The organism is Streptomyces sp. NBC_00448 (genome assembly GCF_036014115.1).
In the GTDB taxonomy this organism is placed as follows: domain Bacteria; phylum Actinomycetota; class Actinomycetes; order Streptomycetales; family Streptomycetaceae; genus Actinacidiphila.
Map to the genome: position 1 here is coordinate 158980 of NZ_CP107913.1, position 18374 is coordinate 177353.

Annotated in this window: 21 protein-coding genes and 1 pseudogene; 8 read left to right on the forward strand and 14 right to left on the reverse strand. The window is 73.1% G+C overall.

Annotated features, from left to right (window positions below):
• The first annotated feature begins 247 nt into the window (after positions 1-247).
• The 3 genes from OG370_RS00710 to OG370_RS00720 all read left to right on the forward strand — a co-directional run bounded on the left by OG370_RS00710 (position 248) and on the right by OG370_RS00720 (position 2788).
• A complete protein-coding gene (locus OG370_RS00710) occupies positions 248-853 on the forward strand; it encodes a SigE family RNA polymerase sigma factor (protein ID WP_328459449.1) in 606 nt (201 codons plus the stop codon).
• Positions 850-1158: a hypothetical protein gene (locus OG370_RS00715; protein WP_328459451.1), complete on the forward strand. Its 309-nt coding sequence runs from the start codon at positions 850-852 to the stop codon at positions 1156-1158. Before OG370_RS00710 ends, OG370_RS00715 begins: the two co-directional genes overlap by 4 nt.
• 541 nt (positions 1159-1699) lie before the next feature.
• Positions 1700-2788 carry an alpha/beta fold hydrolase gene (locus OG370_RS00720; RefSeq protein WP_328459453.1) on the forward strand — a complete coding sequence of 363 codons (1089 nt, stop codon included), beginning with the start codon at positions 1700-1702 and terminating at the stop codon, positions 2786-2788.
• A gap of 176 nt (positions 2789-2964) precedes the next feature.
• On the opposite strand, the gene OG370_RS00725 is transcribed toward OG370_RS00720, so the two are convergent.
• The 4 genes and pseudogenes from OG370_RS00725 to OG370_RS00740 form a co-directional block, all read right to left on the reverse strand.
• Positions 2965-3609 carry a peptide deformylase gene (locus OG370_RS00725; protein WP_328459455.1) on the reverse strand — a complete coding sequence of 215 codons (645 nt, stop codon included), beginning with the start codon at positions 3607-3609 and terminating at the stop codon, positions 2965-2967.
• Positions 3610-3812: 203 nt separating this feature from the next.
• Positions 3813-4106 (reverse strand): hypothetical protein, encoded by a 294-nt coding sequence (locus OG370_RS41380; RefSeq protein WP_443060597.1) that lies wholly within the window; start codon positions 4104-4106, stop codon positions 3813-3815.
• Positions 4048-4365: pseudogene (locus OG370_RS00735) on the reverse strand (molybdopterin-dependent oxidoreductase); the annotation flags it as partial. The gene OG370_RS41380 and the pseudogene OG370_RS00735, both read right to left, overlap by 59 nt.
• A gap of 108 nt (positions 4366-4473) precedes the next feature.
• A complete protein-coding gene (locus OG370_RS00740; protein ID WP_328459457.1) occupies positions 4474-4827 on the reverse strand; it encodes a hypothetical protein in 354 nt (117 codons plus the stop codon).
• 320 nt (positions 4828-5147) lie between these two features.
• On the opposite strand from OG370_RS00740, the gene OG370_RS00745 reads away from it, so the two are divergent.
• The gene (locus OG370_RS00745; RefSeq protein ID WP_328459458.1) at positions 5148-5855 is read left to right on the forward strand and encodes a 2-phosphosulfolactate phosphatase; all 708 of its coding nucleotides are present in this window, start codon (positions 5148-5150) and stop codon (positions 5853-5855) included.
• Positions 5856-5867: 12 nt separating this feature from the next.
• Here OG370_RS00745 and OG370_RS00750 read toward each other — a convergent pair whose 3' ends face one another.
• Positions 5868-6137, reverse strand: a complete 270-nt coding sequence (locus OG370_RS00750; protein WP_328459460.1) for a hypothetical protein — start codon at positions 6135-6137, stop codon at positions 5868-5870.
• Between the two features lie 126 nt (positions 6138-6263).
• Between OG370_RS00750 and OG370_RS00755 the strand changes: the two genes are divergently transcribed.
• Positions 6264-6863, forward strand: coding sequence for a VOC family protein (locus OG370_RS00755; RefSeq protein ID WP_328459462.1), 600 nt, complete (start codon positions 6264-6266; stop codon positions 6861-6863).
• Positions 6806-7585, forward strand: a complete 780-nt coding sequence (locus tag OG370_RS00760; RefSeq protein WP_328459464.1) for a class I SAM-dependent methyltransferase — start codon at positions 6806-6808, stop codon at positions 7583-7585. The genes OG370_RS00755 and OG370_RS00760 overlap by 58 nt, the downstream gene beginning before the upstream one ends.
• A 105-nt stretch (positions 7586-7690) precedes the next feature.
• Here OG370_RS00760 and OG370_RS00765 read toward each other — a convergent pair whose 3' ends face one another.
• From OG370_RS00765 to OG370_RS00790, 6 genes are all read right to left on the reverse strand, one after another.
• A complete protein-coding gene (locus OG370_RS00765; RefSeq protein WP_328459466.1) occupies positions 7691-8227 on the reverse strand; it encodes a hypothetical protein in 537 nt (178 codons plus the stop codon).
• A gap of 89 nt (positions 8228-8316) precedes the next feature.
• On the reverse strand, positions 8317-9225 hold the full coding sequence (locus OG370_RS00770; RefSeq protein ID WP_328459468.1) for a class I SAM-dependent methyltransferase: 909 nt from the start codon (positions 9223-9225) through the stop codon (positions 8317-8319).
• 185 nt (positions 9226-9410) lie between these two features.
• The gene (locus OG370_RS00775; protein WP_328473695.1) at positions 9411-10511 is read right to left on the reverse strand and encodes an NAD(P)-dependent alcohol dehydrogenase; all 1101 of its coding nucleotides are present in this window, start codon (positions 10509-10511) and stop codon (positions 9411-9413) included.
• Between the two features lie 8 nt (positions 10512-10519).
• Positions 10520-11923 carry an aldehyde dehydrogenase family protein gene (locus OG370_RS00780; protein WP_328459470.1) on the reverse strand — a complete coding sequence of 468 codons (1404 nt, stop codon included), beginning with the start codon at positions 11921-11923 and terminating at the stop codon, positions 10520-10522.
• Between the two features lie 8 nt (positions 11924-11931).
• The gene (locus OG370_RS00785) at positions 11932-12693 is read right to left on the reverse strand and encodes a (5-formylfuran-3-yl)methyl phosphate synthase (RefSeq protein ID WP_328459473.1); all 762 of its coding nucleotides are present in this window, start codon (positions 12691-12693) and stop codon (positions 11932-11934) included.
• Positions 12694-12940: 247 nt separating this feature from the next.
• Entirely contained in the window at positions 12941-13501 is a 561-nt protein-coding gene (locus OG370_RS00790) for a hypothetical protein (protein ID WP_328459475.1), read from the reverse strand.
• Between the two features lie 167 nt (positions 13502-13668).
• Between OG370_RS00790 and OG370_RS00795 the strand changes: the two genes are divergently transcribed.
• Positions 13669-14373 carry a TetR/AcrR family transcriptional regulator gene (locus tag OG370_RS00795; RefSeq protein ID WP_328459477.1) on the forward strand — a complete coding sequence of 235 codons (705 nt, stop codon included), beginning with the start codon at positions 13669-13671 and terminating at the stop codon, positions 14371-14373.
• Between the two features lie 16 nt (positions 14374-14389).
• Here the strand turns inward: OG370_RS00795 and OG370_RS00800 are convergent, their stop codons facing one another.
• Positions 14390-14923 (reverse strand): hypothetical protein, encoded by a 534-nt coding sequence (locus OG370_RS00800; protein ID WP_328459479.1) that lies wholly within the window; start codon positions 14921-14923, stop codon positions 14390-14392.
• A gap of 105 nt (positions 14924-15028) precedes the next feature.
• Between OG370_RS00800 and OG370_RS00805 the strand changes: the two genes are divergently transcribed.
• Positions 15029-15784 (forward strand): DUF6348 family protein, encoded by a 756-nt coding sequence (locus OG370_RS00805; RefSeq protein ID WP_328459481.1) that lies wholly within the window; start codon positions 15029-15031, stop codon positions 15782-15784.
• 650 nt (positions 15785-16434) lie between these two features.
• Here OG370_RS00805 and OG370_RS00810 read toward each other — a convergent pair.
• A complete protein-coding gene (locus OG370_RS00810; RefSeq protein ID WP_328459483.1) occupies positions 16435-17775 on the reverse strand; it encodes a hypothetical protein in 1341 nt (446 codons plus the stop codon).
• A gap of 25 nt (positions 17776-17800) precedes the next feature.
• Positions 17801-18253, reverse strand: a complete 453-nt coding sequence (locus tag OG370_RS00815) for a hypothetical protein (protein ID WP_328459485.1) — start codon at positions 18251-18253, stop codon at positions 17801-17803.
• Positions 18254-18374 lie beyond the last annotated feature (121 nt).

Consider the following 18374-nt stretch of genomic DNA (forward strand, 5'->3'; position numbering starts at 1 on the left):
GACACACGTAGGCATCGCGCGCGGGACTGCAACCTGCCGGTGCCCCAGACGTCCTTCCCAGTGGAGGGCACTCCCTGGAAGCCCTGAACCGCCCGATACACAACAGATTGACGCACATGCCAGAAATGACCCGCTGGGAAACCGTCCATGGCAGCACTCCGACGTCCCCAAGGCGCCGCCGACCGGACGGCAGCCGGCCCCCACGGCGCCAGGACGTCGCCATCCCGCCCGCGGGAACAGGGCGTTGATGGCTGCCGTCCCCGCCTGGGAAGGTGCTTTCCGCCGTACCCCGTGGCGATGGCTGCTGGCCCGGCTCTCCCAGGACCGCGACAGGTCGGACCTCAGGAGCCGGCCGTCCGGCACGGCGGCGGAGGAGATCGACGCGCTGTACCGTCACCGCAGGCTCGAGCTCGTGCGCCTGGCCGTCCTCCTGGTCGACGACATCCCCACGGCCGAGGACGTCGTCCAGGAAGCCTTCGCGGCCGTGTACCGACGTCACGGCGACACGCTCGACGACCTCGCCGACCCCGAGGCCTACATACGGCGCAGCGTGGTCAACACCTCCCGGGACGTGCTGCGCCGGAGGCGCACCGTGCGCGCCTACATCCCCCCGCGCGTCCTGCCCGCACCGCCGCCGGAGGAGGAGGTGCTCCTCAGGGAGGAGCACCAGGAGGTGCTGCGGGGCTTGAGGTTGCTCACCGTGCGCCAGCGGGAGGTCCTCGTCCTCAGGTACTGGTCGAACCTGTCCGAAGCGGACATCGCGGCGACCTTGGGCCTGTCCCAGGGCGCGGTGAAGTCCACAGCGAGCCGAGCACTCACGGCTCTGGCCAGAAGACTGAAGGAGATGTCGTGACCGCCGTCGAGGACCGTCTTCGCGCCGCACTGCACGCCCGGGCCGACCAGGTCACCACGCTCCGCCCGACCTTCCGGCCATCGACCCGCACCCGGACGGTCGCCCACCCCGGGCTGCGCAAGGCTGCGGTGGTCCTCCTGGCCGCGGCGGTGACGGCCGTCCTCCTCGTGCTGCCACGGCTCCTCTCGCACGGCGCCCCGTCGGCCCCCGCCGGCACCTCCCCACCGGCCGGCCCGAGCAGCAGCGCGCCACCTTCACCCGCGTCGCCCCCGCCGGACGAGGCGCCCCGACCTGTCGCACCGTAGAGCAGCCCAAGTCGCGGCCGGGCCCAAGGGTTGCGGGCCCCGGTCGGGCGCCCCGGCCTCGGGCCGGCCGCGGCCGACCGCCGTGCGGACGGCCGCGGCCCTCGCTCCTCCGGAGGGCTTCCCCGGGAGTCTCGGGGGCGACAGGCACCGTGATGGCGCGCTCACACGTGTCCGGGTTCGGGAGCGGGGGCGCGGACTCGCACGCCGTCAGATGACGTAGCCGGTCGCAGGGTGGGCGTGCCCCGGCGCCGGCGGGCCGCTGGAGGGCGCGCATCGGTGGGTTTCGTCCTGGAGCGGCGCCGTGCGGGGACCGGCCGGACCCGGCTGCCGCAGACGGTGTCCGCGCATGCTCGCTACTGCCGCGCGCGACTCACCGTCAACTGACTGATGTGGGCGGCTGCGCCGGAGTCGACAGTGGTGAACCGTCGGCCTCGCGGCGCGGCGGTCGGAGCGCACGGCCGGGCGGAGGCGGACGCTTTGCACAAGGTCGCCTGCTGCGCGGGTCGGCCACCGATACACACGGGACACAGAGGGTTTTCACATGATCGACAGGCGTACCTTCGGCAAGGCCTTCGGCGTGGGCACCGGCGCGGCGGCCATGGCCATGACCGGTCTGGGCACCGCGAACGCCGCCGGCACCGGCGCGGCCGCCCGGCGCGGCAGCAGCACGAAGGGCACGGGCATCCCCGCCTCCACCGTGCCCCCGATCGTTCCCGGCACCCACACCACCTTCCCCGCCACCAAGCAGGTCAAGGCGGGCCTGCTGGACGTCGGCTACTCGGAACTCGGCCCGTCGCACGGCCCGGTGGTCCTGCTGCTGCACGGCTGGCCCTACGACATCCACAGCTTCGTCGACGTCGCCCCGGCGCTGTCCCGGCTCGGCTACCGGGTGCTCGTCCCCTACCTGCGTGGCCACGGCAGCACCATGTTCCTGTCCCGTCGGACGCCGCGCACCGCGGAGCAGTCCGCGGTGGCGCTGGACATCATCGCGTTCATGGACGCCCTGCGCATCGACCAGGCCGTACTCGCCGGCTTCGACTGGGGTTCGCGCACCGCCGACATCATCTCCGCCCTGTGGCCGGAGCGGGTCAAGGCGCTGGTGTCCACCGGCGGCTACGTCATCACCAACGTCGAGGCGCAGAAGACCCCGGCCGCGGCCGCCGTCGAGCACAACTGGTGGTACCAGTGGTACTTCTCGACCGACCGCGGCAAGCAGGCCATGGAGAACGCCGACGAGTGCAAGGCCCTGTGCCGCCTGGTGTGGCAGATCGTCTCTCCCAACTGGAACTTCGACGACGCCACCTTCGAACGCACCGCGCAGGCGTTCACCAACCCCGACTACGCCGCCACCGTGCTGTTCAACTACCGCTGGCGCATCGGGCTGGTGGAGACCGACCCGCGCTACGTCCGCTACGAGAAACTGCTCGCCGCCGCTCCCAAGATCGGCGTCCCCACCATCACCCTCGACCCGGCGCTCGACCCCTTCACCCCGGCCGGCGACGGTGCGAACTACCGGACGTACTTCACCGGCGCCTACGACCACCGCACGATCCAGAACATCGGCCACAACCTCCCGCAGGAGGCGCCGACCGTGTTCGCCCAGGCCGTCGTCGATGCCGACCACCTCTGATTCCCACCCGCGACAGCGATCCCCGCGCGCAGGCGCTGGCCGGCGTCATCGTGCAGGACTCGTGGGCAGCGCGGCTGGACCGCTGCGGCGGAGCAGGCACGACGGCCACCCCCCACCGCCCCGACGGGCGACGCCTCCCCACCCGGGGTCGTCCCCCGCCGGGGCGGTTCGTGGCGTCACGGCAGCTCGAAACCCAGCGCCCGGGCGGCCGCCTCGGGGGTGGGCTGCGACCAGTGCTCGGCCACGGCCGCGTTGGTGGACAGCGAGCGCGTCAGGGCCGAGTCGAGGTAGAGGACGCCGCCGAGGTGGTCGGTCTCGTGCTGCACGATACGTGCCGGCCAGCCGGTGAACACCTCGTCGACGGACCGGCCGTGCTCGTCCTGTGCCCGCAACCGCACGCGGGCGTGCCGGGCCACCACCGCCTGCCACCCGGGCATGCTCAGGCAGCCCTCGAAGAAAGCCGCTTGGGCCTCGTCCTCGGGTTCGTAGGCGGGATTGACCAGCACCCGGAAGGGCAGCGGGCTGCGTCCTCGCGCCTCCAGCACCTCCGGCGAGCCCGGCGCCGGGTCCTCCACCACCGCGATGCTCAACGGGATGCCGACCTGGGTCGCGGCCAGTCCGACGCCCGGCGCCGCGTGCATCGTCTCGCGCAGCGCGGCCACGAACCGGTCGAGCTGCGCGTCGTCGAGCTGGCCGTCGTACGGCTCGGCGACGCCGCGCAGGACGGCCTCGCCCGCGGCGACGATGGGCAACGGTCCGCCGGCCGCCAGGAGTTCCTCCACCCGGTCGGGCAGGGACATGGGTGTCGCGGAAGCAGTCATGCGGGTCAGCATGCCAGCCGGGCGGGCCCGGGTGTGCCGGGGGCGCGCGGCGGGACCCGGTCCCCGCGCGGCCGGACCGTACGGTCCCCTCGCTGAGCGGGCGGGCGGCGGTGGGAGCGCGGTACGGGTGGGGGTGCGGGACCGCCGTCCGCCATGTCGAACTCGTCCAACTCGTCGACCCAGCGGGGATGGTGCCGCTTCGCTCAACTGCGGCTGACGAAGCCCGTGCGCATGCCCGGGGCGGTCTCCGGGTCCTGGTAGGCCTTGCGGACATGGCCGGCCAGCACCCCCACGATCGCCCGGGCCAGGAAGTCGTGGACGAAGGTCGCACTGGTGCGGGAGATCGAGGGCAGCAGCCCCATGAACCGCATGAGCAGGCCGGTGCTCCGGTGCACCAGGCGCTCGGCCCGGCTGAACCGGCGGATACGGTCCGCGGTATCAGCCCTGCCCGCCGCCGCGGTGCTTGTCAGCCCCGTCGAACCAGCCGTCGATGTCATAACCACGCTCCTCCCAGTACCCGGGGACGACCTCGTCGGTGACCGAGATGCCCGACAGCCACTTGGCCGACTTGTAGAAGGACATCGGGGCCGCGTACAGCCGCACCGGCCCGCCGTGCGCGTGGCTGATCGGCCTGTCCTGCATCTTCAGGGCCACCAGCATGTCCGGCCGGCGGGCCTGCTCCAGGGTGAGGTTCTCGGAGTAGGCCCCGTCGAAGCAGGTGAAGCGCAGCGCCTTGCCCTGCGGGCGCACCCCCGCTTCGATGCTCGCCGCACGCCTCTCCGTCCACTTCGGAAGCGCGGCAGAGCCGTCCGGCAGCGCGTCGACCGCCGTGCTCCCGAGGAGCCGGGCGGGTCGGCTCCCGGGTCAGCGGGCCTCGACCGGTCCCTGGGCGTCGAGCCGGTAGTCGGGGGTGAGGCTCGGGGCGTGGGGCGCGCTGATGTGCATCACCGTGTAGCCGCCGTCGCGCAGGCCGCTGACGGTCACCGTGGCCGCGTAGGGGACTTCGGTCCCGCTCGCGCAGGCCGGGACGCAGCGCACCGCCAGGTACTTCCCTGTGGCGCTGGCTGTCGGCCGCCCCCAGTCCGACCAGACCAGGTTGCCCAGGCTGATCTCGCCGTCGCCGCACGCGAGGGTGAACGTCGTGGGCGAGGTGACCGGTTTCCCGCCGCAGCCGTGCAGCACCACCGGCGTGGCGGCAGGACGCGTCGTCGCGGCCACGGTGCGCGGCGCCGTTGCCGGAGGCGGTGACCCGCCGTCCGAGGAGGAACCCGAACCGCCACAGCCCGACACCGAAGCCAGAGCCACCCCCGCGGCACCAAGGGCGAACATGCTTCGACGCCGCCCCTCCGACATGCGCATCATCCGCGCCCTTCCCCCGTTGCGATCGCCGATACGGCGCCGAGCGAAAACCAGCCCTCAGGATACGGATCAGGGGCCGCCCGACTTGGGCGCCCCGCCATGGCGCGGGGCCGGGGCCGTCGATGTGATGCGCGGCACCGTCCGGGTGCTTCGGGTCGGGCGTGCGCGATCATGACCGGATGAAGGCACGCTTCCTCGGTATCCCCGATCTGGCCGAAGTCCCGTCCGTGGCGGTCGTGGTCGACGTCATGCGCGCGTTCACGGTGGCCGCCTGGGCCTTCGCCCGGGGGGCGGAGAAGATCGTTCTCGCCGGGTCGCTGGACGAGGCCCGGGCGCTCAAGGCCCGCCACCCGGACTGGGCGGCGCTCAAGGACGGTCCGCCCGCGCCCGGCTTCGACCTGGTCAACTCGCCGGGCCTGCTGCGCACCGTCGACCTGGGCGGACGGACCGTCGTGCAGAAGACCACCGCGGGAACGGTCGGCGCCCTCGCGGTCAAGGAGGCGTCGCTGGTGCTGTGCGCCGGGTTCGTGGTGGCGGAGGCGACGGCTCGGCTCCTGCGGGCCCGCGGCTGCGACAGCGTCACCTTCGTGGTCACCGGCGAGGACGGGCGCGCCGACGAGGACCTGGCGTGCGCCCAGTACATCGCCCGGCGGGCGACCGGGTCGGCGACGGATGCGGCCGCCTTCCTGCGCCGCGCCGCCGAGTCGCGCGCCGCCGCCGAACTGGCCTCGGGCGTACGTCAGGGCGTCCATCCCGATGACGTGGCCCTCTGCGTCGAGCTCGACCGGTTTCCCTTCGCCATGGCCGCGACCTCGGAGGACTCGCTGACGGTCCTCCGTCCCCTCCCCGTCCCCGTCCCTTCGCCGACGGACGCGGCCCCGATCTGACCCATCCGGTCGTCAGGGCATGTCGCCCTCCCAGTGCCAACTGCCCTCGCTGCCCGGCCGCGGCCCGTAGTACGCCCGCCCGCCCGGCCCGAACGCGCCGATCTCCGTGGGCAGCGCGACACCGCCGGACCGCTCCGAGTCCGCCAACCCGGTCAGGTCGAACAGCAGCCCGTCCAGCGGGCCGCCCACCAGCTCCACGTACCGACGCCCCGGCCGCGGCCCGGGATCGGGGTCCTCATGATCGGCGCCGTACACCCGCCGCTGCATCCACCGCGCATCCATACCCACCACCTTCCCACCCCCCACCGACAACGCCCGGCCCCCGGCCGGGCCCGGCTCCCGTCCCGGAGGACCACCGGCGCCGGGTGGGAGCATGAGGGCGATTCACGTTCCGGCGGAGGAGTGCGCATGCCCGCAACGGTCGAACTCGCGGCCATCACCGTCGACTGCCAGGACCCGGGCCCGATCGCGGCCTTCTACCAGGCTGCCACCGGGGGCGAGAGCGTTCGATCAGGGGCCGACTCGGCCCGGGTCAAGATCGCCGGGATACTGTGGATCTTCCGCCGGGTCGAGGACTACCGGCCGCCGACCTGGCCCTCGGCCCGGGTGCCGCTGCAGATGCACCTGGAGTTCTCCGTCGACGACCTCACCGCGGCCGAGGAAGAACTGATCGGTCTCGGCGCCACGACGGCTGAGTACCCGTCGGATCGCGCGGCCGGACTCCTGGTGATGCTCGACCCGGCCGGCCACCCGTTCTGCATCAGCGATGCGTTCGCCGAAGCCGCCGGGCTGAGGGGCCGACCGGCTGACCGGCTGACCGGCCGACGTAGGACGCTTCGAGTGACGCGGCGGCGGTTCAGGGCCCACCGGCAGCGAGGTGGCGGCTTTCGCTCCGGCCTCGCGGGCTGCGGCCGGCGCCTCCGGGGAACCGGGGACGGTAATCTCGGGTCATGCCCGGGATGTCGGTGGCGCGTTTCTACGACGAGTTGGTCGATGACTACCACCTGATCTACTCGGACTGGGACGCGAGCATCCGTCGGCAGGGTGCGGCTCTGGACGCCCTGATCGGCCGGGCGGGTGCGGACGTGCTCGACTGTGCGTGCGGGATCGGCACGCAGGCGATCGGGTTGGCGCTGCGCGGGCACCGCGTGACCGGGACGGATATCAGCCCTCGCGCCGCCGCCCGCGCGGCACGGGAGGCCGCGCGCCGGAGCCTGCGGCTGCGCACGGCCGCCGCCGACATGCGGCATCTCCCTTTTCCTGACAGCCGGTTCGACGCCGTCGTCTGCGCCGACAACTCGCTGCCTCACCTGTTGACCGGGCGGGAGGTGCGCGCCGCCCTGGCCGAGATGCGCCGCGTGCTGCGTCCCGACGGCCTGCTGCTGGTCAGCACGCGCCCGTACGACGAGCTGGTGCGCGAGCGCCCGGCTTCGACGCCCCCGCAGGTCCACCGGATCGCCGGGGGCGACGGCAGCGGCGAGGAGCGGACCGTCACCTTCCAGCTCTGGCACTGGCACGACGACGGCGAGCGCTACGACTTGGAGCACTTCCAGCTCGTTCCGGCCGGCGGCGAGTGGCGTGTCGAGGTTCGGCGGACCACCTACTGGGCACTCCCCCGGGACCGGTTGGCCGGCTTCGCGGCCGAGGCGGGGTTCGTCGACCCCGGGTGGCGGATGCCGCCGGAGACCGGCTTCTTCCAGCCCCTGCTCCTGGCCCGCGCCGGCGAGTAGGCGGTCCGCCGGGAGTGGGCAGTACGCCGCCGACTGGGAGCCGCCGGCGGTCAACCGGCCGTGGACCGGGGCCCGTTCCACGAACCTCCGGGATCGGGCGGCGGGTCAGGGCAGGTGCGTGCGCGCCTGCGTCCAGGTGACGAGCCGGTCCCTGGCCGGCCCCGGCGGCACGAAGTCCACCAGCCGGTCCAGGTGGGCGGTCATGTTCTTGTGCCGGCGCAGTTCACCGATCTGCCCGACCGGGAGGTCACGCCACCGCGCGGCAAGCGCGACGGCCCGGTCGGGGTCGAGCGTGAGCGCCGCCAGCGTGTCGGCGACGAGGACCGCGGGCTCCCAGTCCGGGTCGGTGTCGGGGCCGAGGTGATCGATGACCCAGGTGCGCAGCGCGAAGTTCTGCCGGGTCTTCCGGGCCCGGCTCCACGAACTGTCGCCGGGGAGGCGTGCGTTGGCGTGCAAGGACAGCTTGGCCCAGCGCAGCCGGGCCGACCGTGGCTCACCGGACCGGTAGACGTGGGCCTGGGCGACGACCCTGATCCGCTCCAGCTCCTGGCCTTGCTGCGTGGCCGTGAGGGTTTCGAGGCGGCCGACCGTCCAGGTGCTGAGGTCCCGGACCGCCCGGTCCGGATCTGCGTCGCTGCTCAACGGTCCCCGCTTCGGACGGCATCAAGGCCAGGAACCACCGTAGCCCTGTTGAAGATCCGTCGAGCGAACGCGGAGCAGCGGCGGCGGAGTTACTGGTGCGGCTTGTTGGCGAACACCCAGCGGTTGCCCTCCAGCGCGTCGTTCTGCTCGGGGAGCGGGCCGCGGCCGTGCTGGCGGGTGAAGTCGAAGGGGGTGCGCACCGTGGTGGACCAGCCGTTGGCCGCCAGGGCACCCGCGGAGTCGGGTCGCGCCTGGCGATCGAACAAGGTGAGCAGGTCGATGCCGATCTGCTGACGCGTCGAGAGGTAGATCGGGCTGTCGCGGTAGGCCAGCAGGTCCTTCTCCAGCTTGACCTCGAACGCCAGAGCGCTTCCTCCCGTGGTCAGTTGGTCCACCGTGTCGATCAGGTACGTCTCGGCGGCGTGGGGCAGGTAGAAGAGCACGCCCTCGGCCAGCCAGACGCTGGGGGCGGCCGGGTCGAAGCCGGCGTCGGTGAGCGCGGTGACCCAGTCGTCGCGCAGGTCGATCGGGATCGGGACGCGCGTCGCCTTCGGGGTGGCCGACAGTCCGGCGAGGACCTGGTGCTTGAACGCCAGTACGCCGTCCCGGTCGATCTCGTAGACCACGCAGCCGGCCGGCCACTTGAGCCGGAACGCCCGGGTGTCCAACCCCGCCCCGAGCAGGACCACTTGGCGGGCGCCGGCGGTGTGCACCGTTCGGTGCACGAAGTCGTCGAGGACTCTGGTCCGCAGCCCGAAGTAGCGTGCGAACCGCCCCCACAGCGGGTTCGCGTCCCCGTCCGGAACCTGCTCGATGCGCATCGGCCACTCCGCGCAGGCCGGCGCGGCCCGCACGAAGTGCTCCGCGTAGACGTCCTGGGCCAGGCTGTCCGGGCGGTGGGTCTCGATCGCGCGTGCCGCGGCGACCATGAGAGCGGTGAGGCCGACGCCTCCTTCCACGTCCTCCACCCCGGCGTCCTGCTGCGCTGTGCTGACCATGTGTGTGCTCCCTTGGTGTAAGTGAGAGTCCGGCGGACCCGCATGCCGGATGGTGGGCCGGCCACGGCGGCACGGCAGTACGGAACTTCGGCGGCACGGGAGTTCGGCAGTACGGCACCTGGGCAGCCGAACGCCACTGCGCAGCAAGAAAGTTGATAGCTCGTCAGATGCGGTACGCGTCCCCGCTACCCCCGCCCCTCCGGAATCAGCACGGGCTTGACCACCCGCCCGGCGTCGCAGTCGCGTTCGGCCTCGTTGATCGCGCCGAGCGGATACGTACGGATCAGCTCGTCGAACGGGAACCGCCCCGCCCGCCACAACCCGACCAACCGCGGAATCAGCAGCCCCGGCACCGCGTCCCCCTCGCAGATGTGGGAGATCCGCCGGCCCCGGTCCAACGCCCCCACCTCCAGCGGTAGCGCGGTGTGCAGCCGCGCCACCAACCCGAGGTGCCCGGTGGGGCGCAGCGCCCCCAGCGCGTCGTTGATCAGTCGGGCCGAGCCCGTGGTGTCGAGTGCGAACTGGGCCCCGCCGTCGGTCAGTCGGCGGATGCGGCCCGGCAGGTCGTCCGCCTCGGCGTGGACCGGGACCGCGCCCAGCCGCTCCGCCACGGCCAGCCGTTCGGGGTACCGGTCGACGGCCACGGCCACCGCCCCGGCGGCGGTGGCCGCCATCACCGCCGCCAGGCCCACCGCTCCCGCACCGAAGACCGCGACGCTCTCGCCCGGGCCCGCGCCGAAGGAGTGGAAGACCGCGCCGGCGCCGGTGAGGAACCCGCAACCGAGCGGCCCGAGCAGCTCGATGGGCAGCGACGGGTCGACCCGGACGGCGTTGCGTGCCGGGACCATCGCGTACTCGGCGAACGACGACTGCCCGAACCACCGGGGTGCCAACTCGCCCCCGGCCGCGTCCGTGAACCGTTCCGCGTTCTCCTTGCGCCCGCCGAAGAGGTTGAGCGCGGCGAAGGAGTCGCAGTACGCGGGGGCCGCGCCCTGGCAGTTCCGGCAGCGTCCGCAGGAGTCGAAGCTCAGTACGACGTGGTCGCCGGCGTTCAGGCCGGTGTCGGGACCGCCCGTCTCCACCACCACCCCGGCCCCCTCGTGTCCGAGCACGGCCGGCACCGGTGAGCGGCCCGCCGAACGCCGCACCGCGAGATCGGTCCGGCACATCCCGCAGCCCGCGACCCGCACCAGGACCTCGCCGTCGGCCGGCCCCGCGGCCAGGACCACCTCCTCCACGGTGAACGGGCTCTCGTACGAGCGCAGGACCGCCGCGTCGAACCTCAACGCCACGCCTACACCTCCAACGGGCGGTGCACGACGAACGGTTGGAGGTTCCCGTACAGCCCCCACGGCCCGCCCGCGACGCCCACTCCGCTGTCCTTGGTGCCCGCGAAGGGCTGGGCGAGGGAAAGTTCGGCGTGGTGGTTGATCCAGACCGTCCCGCACTCCAGCCGCTCGGCCACCGCCTCGGCCCGGTCGAGGTCGGTCCCCCACACCGAGCCGCCCAGCCCGTAGCCGGTGGCGTTGGCCGCCGCGACGGCGTCGGCGAGGTGGTCGTACGGCAGCACCGGCAGCAGCGGGCCGAACTGCTCCTCCAGCACCACCGGGCTGCCCGGCGGGACATCGGCCAGCACCGTCGGGGCGAAGAAGTAGCCGGGCCGGTCCAGCCGGTGGCCGCCGGCCACGGCCCGGGCGCCGTCCGCCAGGGCGCGGGCCATGTAGCTCTCCACCCGGGCCAGTTGGGGCGCGTTGTTCACCGGTCCCAGTTGCGTGCCCGGGTCGAGCCCGGGACCGACGACGACGGACTTCGCACGCTGCGCGAGGGCCTCCACGACCTGGGGGTAGAGCCGGGCCGGGGCGTAGACGCGTTTGACCGCCATGCAGACCTGGCCGCAGTTGCGGAACGCCGCCCAGAACAGCCGGTCGGCGATCCGTTCGACGTCCACGTCGTCCAGCAGGATGGCGGCGTCGTTGCCGCCCAGTTCCAGGGTGACCCGGGCGAGCGAGGGCGCCGCGCCGGTCGCGACGGCCCGCCCGGTGGGAATCGAGCCGGTGAAGGTCACATGGCGGATGCCCGGGTGGGAGGCGAGGCGGGCGCCCAAGGGTTCGTGGCCGGTGACGACCGTCAGGACGTCCTCGGGCAGGACGGCCGAGACGACCGAGCCCAGCAGCCGGGTGGCCAGGGGCGTGAACGGGGACGGCTTGAGCACCACCGTGTTGCCCGCGGCCAGCGCGGGTGCGAACTTCGCCGACGCGAGCTGGAGCGGGAAGTTCCACGGGACGATCGCGGCGACCGGCCCGAGCGGACGCCAGCGGACTTCGCTGCGTACCGGGCGGCCGTCGGTGATCGGCAGCCGCCCGGGGTCCAGCTCGGCGAAGTAGCGCAGCCGGGCCGCGGCGCGGGCGATCTCGGCGTACGACTCGGCCAGCGGCTTGCCCTGTTCGCGGGTCAGCAGCGGGGCGAGGTCGGCGCCGGCCGCCTCGACCGCGTCGGCTGCCGCGAGCAGCGCGCCGGCCCTGGCCGCGGGGTCGCGCCGCCAGCCGGGCCAGGCCGCGTGCGCCCGGTCGACGGCGGCGTCCAGTGCGTCCGGCCGCTGGTCGGGGGCCTCGTCGAACGCCTCGCCCGTAGCGGGGTCGACGACCGCGAAGCGCTCACCTCGGCCCTCCGGCGCGCGCAGGGGCTGGTACGTCGGCATGCCGGCGGTCAGCTCGCGGCGGCGACAGTGGCGACGGTGCCGTGTTCCCGGGCGTGCCGGTCCATCTCCGCCCGGAACGCGGCCACCAGGTGCGGCTGAATCCTGCCGGTGTTGCGGTCCCCGCCCTCGCAGACCGCCCCGCGCACGCCCACAATGTCCGTGCCGATCCGGGTCAGCGCGCCGAGGTCCGCGACCTTGACGCTGCCCGCGAGGGCGGCGAGCAGACCGGCGTCGTGCGCCCGCCGGACGAACTCCCCGCAGACGTCCGGCGGAACGTGGTCGAACAGCCCGCTCCCGTCCTTGATCGCGGTGTCGAGCATGGCCGCGTCGGAGCCGGAGCGGTGCGCGATGTCGGGCAGCGCGAGCGGGTTGACGCAGCCGATCCGATGCGCGTCGGCGTAACCGGAGGCCACCACGAACGCGTCCGGCCGGTGGTCCTTCACCGCGCGGACGACTCCGCGCATCACCTCGACGGCCTGTGCGGGCGTCGTGCATCCGTAGAGGCCGACCTTGATGTACGACGCACCGGACACCACCGCGCCGAGCGCCGCCTGGGCCACGGTGCCGGGCTTGTACGGCACGTCGCCCACGGTCGCGGAGACGGGCTTGTCCGCCGGGACCGCGCCGCGGATCTCCCGGATCACCCACGGGTAGTTCGCGCCGAGCGATCCCTCGTCGGGCTTCTTGACGTCGACGATGTCGAGGTGCTCGGCCGCCTTGGCGCAGTCGAGGGCCTCCTCGACGCTGTCCGGGGAGATGAGAAGCAACACCGTGGACTCCTTCTTCCTCGCATCGTCCACCTGCCACACGGCAGTGACGCTGAGCCGCCCGGATCACGTGCGGTCTGCTCATCATTACGGCGGCTCCCGGCCCCCGGCAGAGCGCGCGGAACCCGTACGGGTCACTGCCCGCACCGCCTCGCGCCCTCCAACGCGCCGTCCACGCCGGTCCGAACGGGCGGCGCGCAAACGGCGCTCGGCGACCGGCCCGCGGGTCGCGGTCCCCGGCCCGCGCGGGTCAGTCCTTCGGGGTCGAGCGGGGCAGGCGGATCGCCGAGACGAGGAAGAAGATCCCGCCGAGCGCCGCGTAGCCGGCGAGGCTGGTCAGCGAGGGGTCGTCCTTCGAGGCACTCGCGACGAAGGACGCACCGGCCAGCACGGAGATGCCGCCGCTGGCGATCATGGCCCACTGGCCGCCCATCGCCCGGCGCGCGACGCCCACCAGGAGCTGGACCAGGCCGGAGACGATCGCCCAGGCGCCCCACACGCGCAGCACGTCGGCGACGCCGGAGGCGGTGGCGACCGCGACGCCGACGGCGGCGAGCGAACTGACGGCCATGTTGGCGTACAGGCCCTTGACCGGCCCGGCGTCGTGCGCCGAGCGGGCGTCGACGACGGCCGCGACCACGTCGAAGGCGGGGTAGACGAACAGCAGCAGCTTCGCCCCGGCGGTGAGGTCGGAGCCGTACGCCAGCAGGAGCGCCGCCCACGCGGCGGCGAAGACGAAGCGGATGACGTACAGCCGGCGCAGCGCGGGCGTGGCGCCGAGGTGCTGGGCGGCGGAGGCGGCGGATGCCATGGGGTTCTCCAGTGAGTGGGAGGGGTACGGGGAGCGTTCGCCGAGCTTCCCCAGGAGTGGTAGAGCGAACGTTCTCTCTAGCGAGACGCAGCTTGACACACCCCCGGCGGCCAACACAAGAGAGAACGTTCTACCTCAGCCCTAGAGAGACCGTTCTACCTGCTACGATGGGCAATATGACGCAGACGGAAACCGGCATCGGCACCGGCCGGAGAGTCTCCGAGGCCCGGGAGCGGCTGCTGAGGACCGCCGGGCAGCTCTTCTACGCGGAGGGCATCCACACGGTGGGGGTCGACCGGCTGGTCGCCGAGGCCAAGGTCACCAACGCCACCTTCTACCGGCACTTCCGCAGCAAGGAGGACCTGGCCGTCGCCTACATCGGAAGCGTCGACCAGGCGATCCGCGCCCAGATCGGCTCCCTGACGGCCGCGGACCTGCCGACCGACGACATCCTTCGGGGCATAGGCGCGTCCCTGGTCGAGCAGATCCGCGCGCCCGGCTACCGCGGCTGCGCCTTCCTCAACGCGGCAGCGGAGTTCCCCGCCCCCGACCACCCGGTGCACCGGGCCGTCGTGCAGCACCGCGAGTGGTTCCTGGAGACGATCACCGGGCTGTTCGCCGAGACCTCCGACGCTCCCGCCGAGCACGCCGGCCGGCACTTCGTCATGCTCCGCGACGGTGCGATGAGCGCCGGCTATCTCGGCGACCCGGTCCTGGCCGGTGAGACCCTGATGCGCGGCATCGACGGACTGCTGCGGGTGCACACCGGCCGCGCTCGCGACGACGCCGCCTCCCCCGGCCCCGGCCCCGGCCAGGAACCGTCGGCGGCCACGGCCCTCTCCGGCATCGACTGCGCGCCGCCCGGCCCGTAGCCGGTCGCCGGAACGGTCAGGCGCCCGCGCCGAGCAGCTTCCCCAACTCGCCGGCGGAGTCCTCGGTCAGGCGGTAGAAGCCCTGGAGGCTGATCGAGCGTTCGAGGCGGCCGTCGGCCACGTGCTTCAGAGCGCGGGTCCGGCCTCGCCGATTGCGCCAGGTCAGGCGCTCCAGGAGGTCGCCCGGGACGGCCAGGTCGAATCGTACGGGTGTCGCCTCCACGTGTATCGCCGCCGCACCGCAGCCGTGGGAGCCCAGCATCGCCCAGTCGTCATGTCCGGGGAACGCGGGTTCGTTCCACACGGCCGGCGCCACCCCGCAGCACTCGCGCCGCTCCAGGTCGACCACGCGCATCCGGCTCACCACGTACACGACACACCGGTTGACGTGCAGCGCGTACACCTCGTCCCCGGGGCCGGCGCCCGACCAGGCGGGCAGGGACGTGTGCACGCCCCCGAACGCGACCGGCGGCCGCTCCCCCACCCGCCCCGCGCGACGCAACGCCCGGCAGGTGTCATGGGTCCACAGAACGGTGAAGGCATCAGGCATACAGCCGATGCTACGAACCACCACCGACAACGCCGCTCCCCCGCAAGTCGGGCCCGGGCAGAACCCAGTTGGCCGGAGCGGGCCCGTCCCGCTACGGTGCGGCGCATGGGGTGGAGACCATGGCGCCGCGACGGCCGCGCCACGACAGGAGACGGCCGGGAGCGGCTGCCGGATGCGGCTGTCCTCGCGATCGTGGCGGAGGTGCTGACCGACGTGTCGGGTGAGTCCTGGCAGGTGGTGGACGGCGCCGTGGAGGGGCCCGGTACCGCGGCGGTGGTACTCGGTCACGACCACCCGGGGTCGCCGGGGCACGTCGATCTCGTCTATCTGGTCGACCGCGACCGCCCGGAGCGGACCGCCGTACCCGACTGCGTCACCGGGCACGGCTCCACCCTGGAGGACAAGATCCGCGGCGGGGTCACCGCGTGGGCCACCACCACCGCGGTGACCCTTCTCGAATTCGGCGCGCAGAGCGGGGAGTTCGCCACCCACATGCTCGGGTCCTCGCCCGACGGCCTGCACGGCTGGCACGCCATCCACGGCGGTATCATCGGCCTGGGCAGCGGGCCCGACCGCGCGGCCGTCCAGGAGTGGATCGCCGACCACCCGCTCCTGCCCGCGCTGGCCGATGCGCTGACCGGCACCGCCCTCCCCCGCGACCGGCCGGTCGGCGTGAAGATGTTCTTCGGCAGCCGCGCCGGCCGCGACACCGCCGAGGTCCGCGTGGACGGACACGTCCACGACCGGGCGACCCGCGCCCTGCGCGAACTGCCCTGGCCGCGCCAGGCCACCGACGCCGCCTACGCCCGGACCTTCGTCCTCCTGGTCCACCCGACGTCCGACGACCTCGCGCACAGCTGACGGGAGGCCGGTCCGAGTTCGCGCGTACGTGTTCCACGGCGCGGCGCCGGTCGTCGAAGTCCCGCACGACCTTCGGCGGGGTCGCCGAGCTGTGCGCGCGCCGTACCGCTCGGGCCCGCTCCACGATCCGGCCGGAACGGTAGCGCACCCCTGTGTCGAGTGCCCGCGTGGCGAGGAAGAACGCGCCGTCGATCCGGCCGGCCGCGAGGCGCGCGGCCGCCAGGTCGAGTTGGAGCAGCGCGAGCTGCTTCTCGTGCCCGGACGCGAGGGCTTCACCGGCTTCCTCCTGGGCTGCCTGGCCCCACTGCGGCAGGCCGAATGCCCCGGGAACTCGGGGGCGTCCCACCATGCCGGCACGTGGCCGCGGCGTCCGCGCCGCTCCAGGTCGACCACGCGCATCCTGCTCACCACGTACACGACACACCGGTCGACGTGCAGCGCGCACACCTCGCCCCCGGGGACCGCGCCCGACCAGGCGGGCAGGGACGCCCCCCGTCACAGGGCTTGGACGGACGGCCGCTGGTCCACGCCGCCGGACACGCCCGGGAACCGTCCGCGGTCCGTCCACTGCCCGGTTGGCTCCTCGCGGGTTGCCGGCGGAGCTTTGTCCCTCGGCGCAGCCTGCGTCCGGCGATGCGCATGCTGGGGAGTCAGGCCCCAAGTACGTCCAGCAGGTGGTCGTCCAGGTCCGAGACCCAGTCCTCTCGTCGCCATCGCCGCAGCGCGCGCCGGGCTTCTCGTATCCGGATCGCCGGCACTCTGCCGCCGGTGTTCGCCACGGCGGAGACGGAGTCGTGCAGCAACTCGGAGGCATCTTGCGGCGCGCCCATGCGGATGCGCGCCAGGGCCTGGTCAGTGCTGACGATGGCCCGCTGAACCTGGTCGCGCGGAGCGGTGAGCGCGTCGGCGGCCCGCTCGAACTGGGCATGTGCCGATGCCGGGTCCCCGGCGTACAGCTCGCAGACGCCCTCGAAGCCCCGCAGATGAGCCCGGGAGAACGAGGTCGACGCCGGGTCCCCGGTGTGATCGGCGTCCATGTCGTACCAGGCGAGCCGCAGCGCGGTGTCCACCTGGCGCGGCTGCCCGGCTCGGGCCGACATCTCCGCCCGGAGCGCCATGGCGCGAGATCGAACGAGAACGCTTTCTCCGCGGTGTGCCGCCTCGACTGCGCTGTCGGCCAGGGCCCGGGCGGAATCGAGGTCTTGTGTGGCGTACATGGTGGTCAGGGCATGGCTCATGTGTACGCCCGCCTGCCGCCACGGCGTGCTGAGTCGCCGGGCTTCCCGGGTGGCTGCGACATAGAGGTTGCCGGACGCGGTGTCGTCGCGGGTCTCGAATGCGAGTCGACCGGCAAGGGTGTAGGCGGAGACGGCGGCGATTCGGAGGGGCTCCTGTAGGGGTTCCGGGACGCGGCCGTTGAGAAGTTGTCGGACCGCATCCACGGCCGGCGCCAGGAGGAGCTGGAGGCGCGCCATGGGCAGGCTGCTGATCTGCCGGTTGACGTCGGCGACGGTTGCGGCGAGTCCGGCGACGGTCTCGTCAGTGGTGCGGGCGGGGTCGGCGAGTGCAGCGGCCAAGCCCACCTGGAGCCCGGGGGCCAGGAGGGCAAGCATTCCGCCGCCGTGGTCGGTCGCAGTACGCAGGACCACGGTACGCAGCTCGGCCGTGCGGTGCTCACTCTCGCCGAGGAGTTGCAGGGCAGTGAGGTACTCCTCAAAGTCGCTGCCAGGCCCGACTGCGATGCCGCCCGTGGGAGTGCGGGCGTAGAGGTGGGCGAGAAGGAGCTGGTAGCGGTCGTCCGGCCGGGGCGGCCGTACGGACTCCCATCGGGCCACGGATCGCTGCACGCTGGCCACGGCGGGCAGTGCGGGAAGCCGTAAGTCGTCGGCCAGGGCGGCCAGGGCGCGGGCGGCACCTGCAAGGGACCGACCTCGCCGACGCCTCAGAGCCTTCATGGTGGCCGCCCCCGCGGCACCGCTCTCGTCCTGCATGTCCTCATCGTGCACCCGAACGTGGTCAGATGGGCACGATCAGCTGAGGTTTCCCCTGCACGCGTGCGTAGTTGAGCGTCTGCCACGTACCTGACGCGCCCTCGGCGTCCGAGCGGGGGAACCCGATCACCATCTCCGAGCGGTCGACCATCCACCTGTTGCGCGCGTGGTAAGTGGGCGTGTGCAGCTCGGCAGCCGCCAACTCGACTATGTCGGTGATGCGGTCTCGTGCCTGGGCAATGGCTTGCTGGGCCTCCGCCGGCTGTTGGACGACGCGGCCAGGGACGACGACGGACAGGGCCGCCTGGGTGTTCCGCGCGAGCCACAGCAGGGTGAGGCTGTCGATGCCCCGTGCGCCCCCGATGCGGAAGTGCGCCCCGGCGTAGGGGCCGAGGTGGTCGGCGAAGAGGCAACCGTACTCGTCAGGTGTGCGGTGCTCGGTGCTTCGGGTGCCGGTGATGGTCACCGTTTGAATCAAGATCAACTCCGTGTCGTGCGTTGTCACATTCCGCAGTGATCAGCGGTGCACGAGTGTCAAGACAAAGATGCCCCGCGACCGCGCCACGGTCCGGGGTGTAGCCACGCCGGAAGGGGCGCAA

Excerpts from the sequence above, each read along its gene's own strand:
- OG370_RS00710 (WP_328459449.1), top strand. The coding sequence starts at position 248 with ATGGCTGCCGTCCCCGCCTGGGAAGGTGCTTTCCGCCGTACCCCGTGG.
- OG370_RS00720 (WP_328459453.1), top strand. The coding sequence starts at position 1,700 with ATGATCGACAGGCGTACCTTCGGCAAGGCCTTCGGCGTGGGCACCGGC.
- OG370_RS00725 (WP_328459455.1), bottom strand. The coding sequence starts at position 3,609 with ATGACTGCTTCCGCGACACCCATGTCCCTGCCCGACCGGGTGGAGGAA.
- OG370_RS41380 (WP_443060597.1), bottom strand. The coding sequence starts at position 4,106 with ATGACATCGACGGCTGGTTCGACGGGGCTGACAAGCACCGCGGCGGCG.
- OG370_RS00745 (WP_328459458.1), top strand. The coding sequence starts at position 5,148 with ATGAAGGCACGCTTCCTCGGTATCCCCGATCTGGCCGAAGTCCCGTCC.
- OG370_RS00750 (WP_328459460.1), bottom strand. The coding sequence starts at position 6,137 with ATGGATGCGCGGTGGATGCAGCGGCGGGTGTACGGCGCCGATCATGAG.
- OG370_RS00755 (WP_328459462.1), top strand. The coding sequence starts at position 6,264 with ATGCCCGCAACGGTCGAACTCGCGGCCATCACCGTCGACTGCCAGGAC.
- OG370_RS00760 (WP_328459464.1), top strand. The coding sequence starts at position 6,806 with ATGCCCGGGATGTCGGTGGCGCGTTTCTACGACGAGTTGGTCGATGAC.
- OG370_RS00770 (WP_328459468.1), bottom strand. The coding sequence starts at position 9,225 with ATGGTCAGCACAGCGCAGCAGGACGCCGGGGTGGAGGACGTGGAAGGA.
- OG370_RS00780 (WP_328459470.1), bottom strand. The coding sequence starts at position 11,923 with ATGCCGACGTACCAGCCCCTGCGCGCGCCGGAGGGCCGAGGTGAGCGC.
- OG370_RS00790 (WP_328459475.1), bottom strand. The coding sequence starts at position 13,501 with ATGGCATCCGCCGCCTCCGCCGCCCAGCACCTCGGCGCCACGCCCGCG.
- OG370_RS00795 (WP_328459477.1), top strand. The coding sequence starts at position 13,669 with ATGGGCAATATGACGCAGACGGAAACCGGCATCGGCACCGGCCGGAGA.
- OG370_RS00800 (WP_328459479.1), bottom strand. The coding sequence starts at position 14,923 with ATGCCTGATGCCTTCACCGTTCTGTGGACCCATGACACCTGCCGGGCG.
- OG370_RS00805 (WP_328459481.1), top strand. The coding sequence starts at position 15,029 with ATGGGGTGGAGACCATGGCGCCGCGACGGCCGCGCCACGACAGGAGAC.
- OG370_RS00810 (WP_328459483.1), bottom strand. The coding sequence starts at position 17,775 with ATGCAGGACGAGAGCGGTGCCGCGGGGGCGGCCACCATGAAGGCTCTG.